The sequence below is a fragment of the Leptotrichia sp. oral taxon 215 str. W9775 genome, from assembly GCF_000469505.1.
Taxonomy (GTDB): domain Bacteria; phylum Fusobacteriota; class Fusobacteriia; order Fusobacteriales; family Leptotrichiaceae; genus Leptotrichia_A.
Genome location: NZ_KI272836.1, coordinates 58,480 through 70,345, shown reverse-complemented (window position 1 = coordinate 70,345; position 11,866 = coordinate 58,480). Strand labels below are relative to the sequence as shown.

At 32.2% G+C, this 11,866-nt stretch carries 12 protein-coding genes; all 12 read left to right on the top strand.

All coding sequences use genetic code 11. The features are described 5' to 3' along the window. Window positions 1–31: 31 nt before the first annotated feature. The 12 genes from HMPREF1984_RS03335 to pgeF all read left to right on the top strand — a co-directional run bounded on the left by HMPREF1984_RS03335 (window position 32) and on the right by pgeF (window position 11,851). The gene (locus HMPREF1984_RS03335; protein ID WP_021766485.1) at window positions 32–1,747 is read left to right on the top strand and encodes an AAA family ATPase; all 1,716 of its coding nucleotides are present in this window, start codon (window positions 32–34) and stop codon (window positions 1,745–1,747) included. 106 nt (window positions 1,748–1,853) lie between these two features. After that, window positions 1,854–3,395 carry a 2,3-bisphosphoglycerate-independent phosphoglycerate mutase gene (gpmI, locus tag HMPREF1984_RS03330; protein WP_036099601.1) on the top strand — a complete coding sequence of 514 codons (1,542 nt, stop codon included), beginning with the start codon at window positions 1,854–1,856 and terminating at the stop codon, window positions 3,393–3,395. Window positions 3,396–3,473: 78 nt separating this feature from the next. Beyond that, on the top strand, window positions 3,474–3,971 hold the full coding sequence (locus tag HMPREF1984_RS03325) for a peptidylprolyl isomerase (RefSeq protein WP_021766483.1): 498 nt from the start codon (window positions 3,474–3,476) through the stop codon (window positions 3,969–3,971). Between the two features lie 232 nt (window positions 3,972–4,203). Further along, on the top strand, window positions 4,204–5,283 hold the full coding sequence (gene prfA, locus HMPREF1984_RS03320) for a peptide chain release factor 1 (RefSeq protein ID WP_021766482.1): 1,080 nt from the start codon (window positions 4,204–4,206) through the stop codon (window positions 5,281–5,283). Then, window positions 5,276–6,397, top strand: a complete 1,122-nt coding sequence (prmC, locus tag HMPREF1984_RS03315) for a peptide chain release factor N(5)-glutamine methyltransferase (RefSeq protein WP_021766481.1) — start codon at window positions 5,276–5,278, stop codon at window positions 6,395–6,397. Before prfA ends, prmC begins: the two co-directional genes overlap by 8 nt. A 40-nt stretch (window positions 6,398–6,437) precedes the next feature. Beyond that, window positions 6,438–7,490, top strand: a complete 1,053-nt coding sequence (locus HMPREF1984_RS03310; RefSeq protein WP_021766480.1) for a hypothetical protein — start codon at window positions 6,438–6,440, stop codon at window positions 7,488–7,490. A gap of 21 nt (window positions 7,491–7,511) precedes the next feature. Next, window positions 7,512–8,534 (top strand): tRNA preQ1(34) S-adenosylmethionine ribosyltransferase-isomerase QueA, encoded by a 1,023-nt coding sequence (gene queA, locus HMPREF1984_RS03305; protein WP_021766479.1) that lies wholly within the window; start codon window positions 7,512–7,514, stop codon window positions 8,532–8,534. Window positions 8,535–8,588: 54 nt separating this feature from the next. Then, window positions 8,589–9,299, top strand: coding sequence for a hypothetical protein (locus HMPREF1984_RS03300; protein WP_232219678.1), 711 nt, complete (start codon window positions 8,589–8,591; stop codon window positions 9,297–9,299). Between the two features lie 56 nt (window positions 9,300–9,355). Further along, window positions 9,356–9,910, top strand: coding sequence for a 16S rRNA (guanine(966)-N(2))-methyltransferase RsmD (rsmD, locus tag HMPREF1984_RS03295; protein WP_021766477.1), 555 nt, complete (start codon window positions 9,356–9,358; stop codon window positions 9,908–9,910). Window positions 9,911–9,983: 73 nt separating this feature from the next. Further along, complete coding sequence (gene xseB / locus HMPREF1984_RS03290; RefSeq protein ID WP_021766476.1) at window positions 9,984–10,205, top strand: exodeoxyribonuclease VII small subunit; 222 nt, start codon at window positions 9,984–9,986, stop codon at window positions 10,203–10,205. Beyond that, window positions 10,205–11,077 (top strand): polyprenyl synthetase family protein, encoded by an 873-nt coding sequence (locus tag HMPREF1984_RS03285; protein ID WP_021766475.1) that lies wholly within the window; start codon window positions 10,205–10,207, stop codon window positions 11,075–11,077. The genes xseB and HMPREF1984_RS03285 overlap by 1 nt, the downstream gene beginning before the upstream one ends. Further along, entirely contained in the window at window positions 11,078–11,851 is a 774-nt protein-coding gene (gene pgeF, locus HMPREF1984_RS03280; protein ID WP_021766474.1) for a peptidoglycan editing factor PgeF, read from the top strand. It begins immediately after the preceding gene. Window positions 11,852–11,866 lie beyond the last annotated feature (15 nt).

Below are 11,866 nucleotides of genomic sequence, written 5' to 3'. Positions count from 1 at the left end.
TTAGTTTATAATACAGATAAGGGGTGGGATTATGTTAAAAAATATGAAAATAACAGTGAAAAAAGAAATGAAAATTGAGAAAGAAAAAGAGGTGATGGATTTGAGAGATAAAAGGCCTCTACCTATAGGTATATCAGATTTTAAGACAGTTATAGAAGAAAATTATTATTATGCTGATAAGACAGATATGATAGGTGATATTTTAGATGACAGAGCTATGGTAACATTATTTACAAGGCCACGAAGATTCGGAAAAACTCTTAATATGTCAATGATGAAGTATTTTTTTGGGATAGAAAATACAGAAGAAAATAAAAAATTATTTGATGGATTAGCTATTTCAAATAAAGAATATATGAAGGAGCAGGGGCAGTATCCTGTAATATTTATAAGTTTCAGGAATATAGAGGAAGAGAACTGGGAAGACTGCTATTTTGAAATAAAAAATATTATAAGCAGGACATATAATGAATTTGAATTTTTGAGGGAAACTTTAAATCAAAGTGAATTGGCAGAATTTGACAGCATATGGTTGAAAAAGGAAAAAGCAGACTGGAAGAGCTCACTTAAAAATTTAACAAGATATCTTTACAAATATTATGACAGAAAAAAAGTCGTGGTACTGATAGATGAATATGATACTCCAATAATACAGTCATATCAGGAAAAATATTATAAAAAGTTGATTTCTTTCTTCAAAAGATTTTATGGAGATGTTATGAAGGATAACGAATATCTTCAATTTGGAATTATGACAGGAATATTAAGAATTGCAAAGGAAGGAATATTTTCAGGATTGAATAATCTTAAAGTAAATACAATATTCAGTGAAAAATATTCAGAATATTATGGACTTACTGAAGAGGAAGTACTGGAAGCAGTAAAATATTATGATATGGAATATGAAATGCAAGATATAAGAAAATGGTATGACGGATATCAGTTTGGAAAAAGTGAAGTATACAACCCATGGTCAATTATAAATTTTCTAAATGAAAGAGAACTGAAAGCGTACTGGATCGGAGTTTCAGGAAACAGTATGATAAATGATTTGCTTTCTAAAGGTGATAGACATATTGTTGAAAATCTGGAAAAACTTTTTAATGAAGAGATTATTTATAAGGCAGTAAGAGATTATACGGAATATAAATTTGACTCAAGTGATATATGGGAACTGTTTTTGTATAGCGGATATCTTACAATAGCTGGAGAAAAACAGGGTGAAGAATATCCGTTGAGGTTGCCAAACAAAGAAATACAAAGTTTTTTCAGAAAAATATTTATAGAAAAATTTATAGGTAATTATGATAAATTTTTACATATTATTAGAAATCTTAAAGATGGGAAAATAGAAGAATTTGCAGAAGGACTGGAGGAAGAAATACTTTCCTCATTAAGTTATTTTGATACAGGCAGGGATGAAAAATATTATAAAATTTTTCTAATTGGAATATTTATAACACTTTCAAATGATTACATCAGACTTTCAGAAAGAGAAACAGGTACCGGAAGGGCAGACCTTATTTTGGAACCTAAAAATAAAGAAAATCCAGCATACATATTTGAATTTAAAGTTGCTGAGGATGAAAAGGAACTTGAAAATTATGCTGTTGAAGGTTTTTATCAGATAAAGGAAAAACAGTATGATGTAGAGTTAAAAAATAGGGGAATAAATGAAATTATATATGTTGGTCTGGCTTTTCACAGAAAAGAACTAAAAATGAAATATGAAAAAAGAAAATTTTGAGTTAGAAGGCAAACTAAAACAAAACTTATTAAAATTCTTGCTAAATTAAGCGAAAATGAGTATAATATATTTGGAAATAATATTTAATAATGGAAGGATGAAAAAGATGAAAAAAAGACCTGTAGTTTTAATCATTTTAGATGGTTGGGGAATGAATCATCACCCAGAACAAGTGGATGCAGTTAGAATGGCACATCCGGTAAATTTCGAAAGATATAGAAAAGAGTATCCATTTACAGAATTAAGAGCAGATGGAGAATTTGTAGGACTGCCTGAAGGACAGTTTGGTAACTCTGAAGTAGGACACTTAAATATTGGGGCTGGAAGAGTAGTGTATCAGCTGTTACCAAAAATAACAAAGGAAATAAGGGAAGGACTTATACTTGAAAATGGACCACTTTCTGATGTAATGAACAAAACAAAAGATAATGGTAAAGCACTTCATATAATGGGATTAATGTCTGATGGAGGAGTGCACTCACATATAAATCACATTATTGGTCTTGTTGACATGGCAAAGAAAAAAGGATTGACAGAAGTTTACGTTCATGCATTAATGGACGGAAGAGATACTCCACCTGAAAGCGGAGTAAACTATCTTGCTGAAATGGAAAAAGCTTTAGCTGATACAGGTGTAGGGAAATTGGCTTCAGTTATAGGAAGATATTATGGAATGGATAGGGACAATAACTGGGACAGAATAGAACTTGCTTATGATGCATTATTTTCAGGAGCAGGAGAAACTGCAGCTTCATCAGATGAAGCAATAAAAGCATCTTATGCGGCAGGAGTAACTGATGAATTTGTAAAACCTACAAAAGTAACTGAAGGTGGAAACCCAATTGGATTAATCAAGGACGGAGATGGAGTAATATTTGCAAACTTCAGACCTGACAGGGCAAGACAGCTTACAAGAGCAATAATTGAAGAAGATTTCAAAGGATTTAGCAGAAAAGTACATCCAAAAGTAAACTTTGTATGTATGGCACAGTATGATGCAACATTTGATGTACCGGTAGCTTATCCGCCACAAAAAATAGTAAACGGATTTGGAGAAGTTGTATCAAAGGCTGGATTGAAACAGGTAAGAACTGCAGAAACAGAAAAATATGCACACGTTACATTCTTCTTTAATGGAGGAGTTGAACAGCCTTATGAAGGTGAAATAAGACTGCTTTCAGACTCTCCTAAAGTGGCAACATATGATTTACAGCCTGAAATGAGTGCTTATAAAGTAAAAGACAGATTACTTGAAGAATTGGATAAAGGTGGAGTTGACACTGTAATATTGAACTTTGCAAACCCTGACATGGTTGGACATACTGGAGTTGTAGATGCGGTAATAGCTGCATGTCAAGCTGTTGACAACTGTACAGGACAGATTGTAAACAAAGTATTGGAAATGGACGGAGCAGTATTAATAACAGCTGACCACGGAAATGCTGACCTGCTTATAGATCCTGAAACAGGAGCACCTTACACTGCCCACACTGTAAACCCTGTACCATTTATATTTATAAGTAACGACATGAAGGATGCAAAATTAAGAACAGATGGAAAATTAGCAGATATAACACCTACAATGTTGGATTTATTAGGATTGGAAAAACCTGCTGAAATGGATGGAACAACATTAATAGTTAAATAATAATAAAATAATTATAGGAAACTGTTTTTTTGAGGATAATGTTTTGAAAAAACAGTTTTTCTTTAGGAAGGGAGAAAAATGAAAGTAAAATTTACTACAAATAAAGGAGTAATCAATATAAACCTGTTGCCGAAAAAATCACCGGTAACAGTAGCAAGTTTTGTAAACCTTGTAAAGCACGGATACTATGATGGATTGAAGTTTCATAGGGTAATTGAAGACTTCATGGCTCAGGGAGGAGATCCTACAGGTACAGGAATGGGAGGACCTGGATACAGATTTGAAGATGAAGTTAATAATGGGCTTAATTTTTCTGTTCCTGGAAAGCTTGCAATGGCAAATGCAGGGCCTGGAACAAATGGAAGCCAGTTTTTTATAACTACTGTTCCTACAGAATGGCTGAACGGTAATCATACAATTTTTGGTGAAGCTGTTTCTGATGCTGATATTGAAGTTGTAAAATTACTGTCAAATAATGATATTATGGAAAAAGTTGAAATTGAAGGAAATGTAAATGAAATTTTGGACACTTATAAAGATAGAGTAGCTGAATGGAATAAAGTTTTAGGATATTAAAACTGTAAAGCTTAATTTTACTGTAAATTTACAATAGAAAAAGGGTATACTGGAAAAAAGAAATGGATATATGTCTTAAACCCAATAAAAATAATGGTTAGGATAGATTCTTTTCTTTTTTTGGAAAACCCTTTTTTAATTTGCTTAAAAATTTGAAAAACAAAGAAAAATATGATATAATAATTAACGAAAAAAGTATAGAAAACTAAAGAAATAGGAGTGTAAATAATAAATGTTTCAGAAATTAGATGATGTTGTTTTAAAGCATGAAGAACTTACAAAATTACTTATGGATCCGGAGATAATCTCAGACCCTAAGAAAATAATGGAGTATAATAAGGCCTTAAACAGCATTGATGAAGTTGTTAAGAAGTATACATACTATAAAGCAAAAAAAGAAGAAGTTGAGACTTTAAAGGAGGATCTGAAGACAGAAAAAGACTCTGAAATGAAGGAGATGATGCTGGAGGAAATTCACACTATTGATGAAGAAATTCCGGTACTTGAAGAAGAACTGAAGATTCTGCTTTTACCAAAAGATCCTAACGACGATAAAAACGTTATTATGGAAATAAGAGCAGGAGCAGGTGGAGATGAAGCCGCGTTATTTGCTGCAGATGTATTCAGAATGTTCACAAGATACGCTGAAAGAAACAGATGGAAGACTGAAATAATAGACAAAAACGAAATAGGAGTCGGTGGACTTAAAGAAGTTACTTTCCTTATAAAAGGACATGGAGCTTATTCCAGACTGAAGTTTGAAAGTGGTGTGCATAGAGTACAGAGAGTTCCGGCGACAGAAGCGTCAGGAAGAATTCATACCTCTACAATAACTGTTGCAGTTTTACCGGAAATAGAAGATGTAAGTGAAGTAGAAATAAATCAAAGTGACTTGAAAATTGACACATACAGATCAAGTGGTGCAGGTGGACAGCACGTAAATACTACAGATTCTGCAGTCAGAATAACACACTTGCCTACTGGGATTGTAGTTACTTCACAGGATGGAAGATCACAGATAAAAAACAGGGAAGCGGCTATGAAAGTCCTTGCTTCCAAGTTATATGAGATGGAATATGAAAAACAGAGAAAAGAAGTTGAAAATGAAAGAAGATCACAGGTTGGAAGCGGTGACAGATCTGAAAAAATAAGAACATACAACTTCCCTCAGGGAAGAGTCACAGACCACAGAATCAAGCTGACATTACACAGACTTGATGCAGTCCTTGATGGAGATCTTGATGAAATGATAGATGCGCTGATTGCTTATGATCAGGCTGAATTGCTGAAAGCTGTTGGTGATAATGAATAATTTGCTCGATATATTGAATAAATCGGTTAATTATTTGGAAAAGAAAAAAATAGAAAATGCAAGAATAACAGCGGAAAAAGTTTTTTCAGAAGTATTGAATATGCAGAGGATAATGCTCTATGCAAACTTTGAGAGAATTCTTTCTGAGGAAGAAATGCAGAAAATAAGGAAAAAACTAAATGGTATTATACAGGGAGATAGCGAGAATACAGATTTCAATGTTTCTGAAAAGGAAAATGGAAATGACAATTTGAAATCGCTAATAGACAAAAGTATTGTTTATCTGGAAAAGAATAATATAAGTGAAGCAAAGTTAATAACGGAAATTATTTTTTCCCATGTACTGAATGTTGACAGGATGCTCCTTTTTACCTTGTATAAAACTGAAGTGGAAAAAGATAAATTGGATAAGATACGTAACTATATCCAGAAAATCGGGAAAGAAAAGTTTCCCCTCCAGTATCTGTTAAATGAACAGGAATTTTACGGAAGAAAGTTTTATGTGAATAAAGGTGTTCTGATTCCAAGACAGGATACGGAAGTACTTGTTGAGGAGGCAATAAGAATACTGAAAAAAGATAAAATTCAAAATCCTAAAATCCTTGACATTGGGACAGGAAGTGGAGTCATAGGTTTGACAATGGCTCTGGAAATCCCGGAATCAAAAGTTATGGGAACAGATATTTCTGAGAAAGCACTTGAGATATCTGAAAAAAATAAGGAGTTATTGAATGTAGGGAATGTTAAGTTTTTCAAATCTGATTTATTTGAAAATATAGAATACAGAAAATTTGATATGATAATATCTAATCCGCCGTATATATCCGATAATGAGATAGGAGTTATGTCAGAGGATACTTTATTGCATGAGCCTGATGAGGCATTATTTGCAGAAAATAACGGACTGTTTTTCTACTGTGAAATTTGTAGAAATGGAATGGATTATTTACAGGATAACGGATATTTACTATTTGAAATAGGCTACAGACAAGGTGAAACAGTAAAAGAAATAGTAAAAAAAGCCGGATTTAAAAATGTAAATATTATAAAAGATATGCAAAACAATGATAGAGTAATAGTAGGACAAAAACAAATAGTAAAAAATGAAGTGTAAGCTTTATTTTGAAATTTAAGGAGATAGCAGGAGAAAAAATATGAGTATAATAAAAGAAGCGAAAAAAATAGGAGTGTTGATGGCTTCCGCTTTAGTACTGTCATATGCAGGATATGCAAGCAGTACCGCGGGAAATAAAAACAGTGAAATAGAAAAGCTGATAAAACAGCAGTATAACAATCAGAATTATGATCTGATGAGTATGAAGGACAGTAATAAAGGAGTTGTATCAAGACCTTCAGAAAAGGAATTCAGTGCAAATAGAAAAACTCAGAAAATGTCATTTGAAATGGATAAAAATGAAAAAAATATGGGTAAAGATACTTTAGCATTGAATATGAGCAGGGAACAGCTAATGTCAATTGCTGACAGAATATTCCAAAATGAAACAGGTGGATCAAGGGATAAACTTGTTCACTGGAATGCGGGAGAAAGTTTTCCTTCTTTAGGAATAGGGCATTTCATCTGGTTTAAAGCAAGTGGTGGTGGAGTATTTGGAGAAAGTTTTCCAGATATGGTTTCCTTCTATAGGTCAAAAGGTGTTAAATTACCTAAAATACTTGAAGAAAATATACATTCACCATGGAGCAGCAGAGCAGAACTGATTGCAAAGAAAGAAAGAGGAGATAAGGATATTAACGAACTGATTAATTTCTTTGACAGTACAAGGGATCTTCAGGTAATGTTCATTTATGAAAGATTGCAGAAGTCACTGGATAAAATGTTGGAAGTGGCAAGTGACAAGGAAAACCTGAGAAATCAGTTTTATAGAATGGTAAAATCACCAAATGGACTTTATGCCCTAATAGATTATGTAAACTTTAAAGGTGAAGGGCTTAAAGGAGTAGCCTCATACAATAATCAGGCATGGGGATTGAAGCAGGTTCTTGAAAATATGAAGGGAACATCTATAGGCCATGATGCCTTAGTTGAATTTAGTAATTCAGCTAAATATGTACTGACAAGAAGAGTGCAGAATGCTCCTAGAGATGAGAGCCAGTGGCTGAAGGGATGGTACAACAGGGTTGATACCTATAAAACATTTGAAATTGCAAATGGTGGAACTGTTACAGCAGATATAAGCGGAAAATAAAAAAATTGAAAAAGAGGTAAGATGAATATTCAGGAATTTGATTTTGAATTACCCGAGGAGCTAATAGCACAACATGCTGTGAATCCTCGGGATCATTCAAAATTATTAGTTTTAAATAAAGAGAAAAAAGAAATCGAACATAAAAGATTTTATAATATAATAGATTATTTGAAAAAAGATGATGTCCTCGTATTAAACAGGACGAAAGTAATACCTGCCAGACTATATGGTCATAAGGAAAACGGAACAGTATTGGAATGTTTCCTGTTAAAAAGATATGATTTATATACATGGGAGGTTTTATTAAAACCGGCCAAAAGATTAAAAATGGGTCAGAAAATAATATTTTCTGAAGGATTGCTGGAAGCTGAGCTAGTTGAAATAAAAGAAGATGGAAATAGAGTTTTAAAATTCAGTTTTCAGGGAAATTTTGAGGAAATACTTGATAAACTGGGAGAAATGCCGGTTCCACCATATATATCAGAAAAACTGGAGGACAAAAGCAGATATCAGACAGTTTATGCAAAAGAAGGGGAATCAGTGGCCGCACCTACAGCAGGCCTTCATTTTACAGAAGAACTGCTTGAAAAAATAAAGGAAAAAGGTGTAATTATAGCTGAAGTATTTCTGGATGTGGGACTTGGAACCTTCAGACCGGTTCAGACTGAAAATATACTGGAACATAAAATGCACAGTGAAAAATATAAAGTGCCGGAAGAAACAGTTAAGATTGTAAATGATGCGAAGAAAAAAGGAAACAGAGTCATAGCAGTGGGAACTACTTCTGTAAGAACTCTTGAATCTTCTGTTGATGAAGATGGAAAGCTTATTTCAGGAGAAAGTGAAACTAGTATATTTATTTACGGTGATTATAAGTTTAAAGTAGTAGATGCGATAATTACCAACTTCCATTTACCAAAATCTACTTTAATAATGCTTATATCAGCATTTGGAGGAAAGGAAACAGTATTTAACGCTTATCATGAAGCAATAAGGGAAAAATATAGATTTTACAGCTTTGGAGATTCAATGTTTATATATTAAATTTTTAAGTAAAGGATATTTATGCTGAAAAAATATTTTAAACAGATTTTTATAATGATTTTTTTAATATTCAGTGTTGTTCTTACTGCAGAAGATAATTTTATGGCAGTTGGGAATATAAAAATAGTAAGACCGGAACCTCTTTTAATAAAAAGGGAGGATTTAAATATTACTATAGAAAAAGATAGCACTATAAAGGTTGAAAGTATGTATACTTTTTCAAATCTTGGAGAATATAATATAAAGTCAACATTTATGTTCTGGCTTGATCAGACTAGGGAAAATGACAACAATAATCCTAATAACAGTAATAAAAATAACAAGGGGAAATATATAAAAAATATAAAATTTTATTCAGATTATAAAAAATCTCAAAATTTGAGAGCTGTAATAAAATTTGATGAAAATATATATGAAAACCAGTCTGTAGGAAATATCCAGAGGGAATGGTTTGCAATTTCCAAAGTTATACCATCTAAGGAAGAAGGAAGACTGGGAGTATATTATGACTTACAGAATACAGGATTTAATAAAACAAAGAAGTTTGTGTACAGTTTTGACCTTGTAAGTAATTTTTCAGAAAAGAATAAGGCAGAAATACTTTATATAAATGTGTATAACAAATCTGGCAGAAAAATAGACAGTATAGTTTATAAGGATTATGAGTTTAAAAATTTAACAGGAAAGAAATCAGAAAAGGAACATTATGAATTACTGGTTGCAGATGTAAATTTAGATGAAAAACTTGTAATAAATTTTAAATAGCTGGAAAATAATTTATAGAATTAATTATATAAAAACTAGAAAATAAAAGGATTGAAATGAGAATAACTTCAGGAACATTAAAAAATAGAAAAATAAAATCAAGGGAAGGGAAGGAAACACGTCCTACACTTGAACGTATAAAAGAAGCAATCTTCAGTATAATTGGAGATAAAATAACAGATGCAAGATTTCTTGATTTATATTCAGGAACTGGAAATATGGCTATCGAAGCCTTAAGCAGGGGAGCTGGAAGAGCTGTCATGATAGAGCAGGATAAGGAGGCATTGAGAATTATCATCGAAAATGTAAATGATCTAAAATTAGACGGGAAATGCAGAGCATATAAAAATGATGTGTTTCGTGCCGTTGAAATATTAGGAAGAAAAAATGAAAAGTTTGATGTTATATTTCTAGATCCTCCATATAAGGAAAATATTACTGAAAAAACGCTTGAAAAAATATCAGAAAGTGAGATTCTGGCTGAGGACGGAATTATAATTTCTGAACACAGTGTATATGAAAAATCAAAAGATACAGTTGGAAATCTTGTAAAATATGATGAGAGGGACTACAATAAGAAAATAGTGACTTTTTATAAGTCATCATTATAGAAACAGTAGTGTAGCTATCAATATGATTTTAAATTGGAAAATATAAACAATAAAGGAAAAATGGAGGTTAAAAATGGCTGTAAAAAAACAGACTTATGAGGAAAACATTTCTGAAATTGATAAAATTTTAGAAAAATTTGAAAATGAAGAATTATCCCTTGATGATTCTATTGCTGAATATGAAAAAGCAATAAAGCTTATAAAGGATTCAGAAAAATTGTTGGAAGTAGGGGAAGGAAAAGTATTAAAAGTTCTTGAAAAAAATGGAAAACTTGAAACTGAAGAGGTAGAATAATGTTAAAAGCATATTTAGCTGAGAAAAAAGAACTTGTTGAAAGGAATCTTCAGAAAATACTGGAAAGGTATGAAAAGCCTGAACTGTATTCAGAAGCAATGAAATATGCAGTCATGAATGGTGGGAAGAGATTACGTCCTATACTGATGTATATGATGTGTGATTTGTTTGGGAAAAAATATGAAGCCATAGAAGATATTGCCTGCGCACTGGAATTTATTCATTGTTATTCCCTTGTACATGATGACCTTCCTGCCATGGATAATGACATGTATAGAAGGGGAAAACTTACAACTCATGTAAAATATGGAGAAGCTGAAGGAATTCTGGTGGGAGATGTACTTCTCACAGAGGCATTTAATATAGTTGCCAATTCTTCGGCTGTGTCTGATTCAAATAAAGTGAAGATTATAGCAAAGTTGTCAGAATATTCAGGTTTTTATGGTATGGCAGGTGGCCAGTTTGTAGATATGAAATCTGAGCATGTGAAGGTTTCATTTGAAACATTGAAATATATTCATGCACATAAGACAGGGAAGCTGTTAACAGCTGCTATTGAACTTCCGCTTATAGCACTTGATATTGAAGAGGATAAAAGGGAAAAATTAGTACAGTATTCAAAACTTATAGGAATTGCATATCAAATAAAGGATGATATTTTAGATATCGAAGGAGACTTTTCTGAAACAGGAAAAGAATCAAATGATGAAAAAAATGAAAAAACAACTTATCCCAGTCTGTTTGGACTGGAAAAATCAAAGGAAATATTAGAGGATTATATTACTCAGGCAAAAGAAATAATAATTGAAAATTTTGACAGTAACAGAATATTGATGGATTTAACAGATTATTTTGGAAAGCGGGGTGGCTGAATGTTTAAAGAAAAAGAGAATTATTTTTATATCGAAGAATTTGAAAATTACGGAATAAAAGCTATTTACAGTAAAAAAAATGCCGGAAATATGTCAGACTACTGTGGAATGGAAGGACAGAAGGAAGGGGCACAGGAAAAGAATAGAAATAGACTTCTGGAAAATTTGAATCTTAATAGAAAAATTCCTGTAATGTCGTTTCAGACACATACAAATAATGTTAAAGTTATATCTAAAAATACGGAAGAGTATGTATACAGGGAAATAGACGGTTTTGTAACAGACAGGAAGGATGTAGCGCTATTTACCTTTTATGCAGACTGTCTGCCTATATTTGTGTATGATAAGGAAAATAAGGCAATCGGTGTGTGGCATTCCGGATGGCCGGGAAGTTTTAAGGAAATAATGAAAAATGGTCTTGAAGTAATGAAGGAAGCATTTGGAACAGAACCTGAAAATGTTCTGATGGGCTTGGGAATAGGAATACAGCAGGAAAATTATGAAGTAGGAAATGATTTTTATGAAAATTTTGCTGAAAAATTTGGAAAAGAAAGTGAACTGGTAAAACAATCTTTTAAAATCAATGAAAAAACAGGAAAATACCATTTTGATAATACACTTTTTAACAGAATAATGGCATTAAAATTAGGAATAAAGGAAGAAAATTTGGTAGTTTCACAGGAAAATACGTGGAATGAAAAGTTTTATTCACATAGAAGGGAAGGAAAAAAATCAGGAAGGGCAACAGCTATGATCAGTTTTGATGATTTTTAAATTAAAAAGTGCAAA

Coding starts and splice junctions, on each gene's coding strand:
- HMPREF1984_RS03335 (WP_021766485.1), top strand. CDS start 32: ATGTTAAAAAATATGAAAATAACAGTGAAAAAAGAAATGAAAATTGAG.
- gpmI (WP_036099601.1), top strand. CDS start 1,854: ATGAAAAAAAGACCTGTAGTTTTAATCATTTTAGATGGTTGGGGAATG.
- HMPREF1984_RS03325 (WP_021766483.1), top strand. CDS start 3,474: ATGAAAGTAAAATTTACTACAAATAAAGGAGTAATCAATATAAACCTG.
- prfA (WP_021766482.1), top strand. CDS start 4,204: ATGTTTCAGAAATTAGATGATGTTGTTTTAAAGCATGAAGAACTTACA.
- prmC (WP_021766481.1), top strand. CDS start 5,276: ATGAATAATTTGCTCGATATATTGAATAAATCGGTTAATTATTTGGAA.
- HMPREF1984_RS03310 (WP_021766480.1), top strand. CDS start 6,438: ATGAGTATAATAAAAGAAGCGAAAAAAATAGGAGTGTTGATGGCTTCC.
- queA (WP_021766479.1), top strand. CDS start 7,512: ATGAATATTCAGGAATTTGATTTTGAATTACCCGAGGAGCTAATAGCA.
- HMPREF1984_RS03300 (WP_232219678.1), top strand. CDS start 8,589: ATGATTTTTTTAATATTCAGTGTTGTTCTTACTGCAGAAGATAATTTT.
- rsmD (WP_021766477.1), top strand. CDS start 9,356: ATGAGAATAACTTCAGGAACATTAAAAAATAGAAAAATAAAATCAAGG.
- xseB (WP_021766476.1), top strand. CDS start 9,984: ATGGCTGTAAAAAAACAGACTTATGAGGAAAACATTTCTGAAATTGAT.
- HMPREF1984_RS03285 (WP_021766475.1), top strand. CDS start 10,205: ATGTTAAAAGCATATTTAGCTGAGAAAAAAGAACTTGTTGAAAGGAAT.
- pgeF (WP_021766474.1), top strand. CDS start 11,078: ATGTTTAAAGAAAAAGAGAATTATTTTTATATCGAAGAATTTGAAAAT.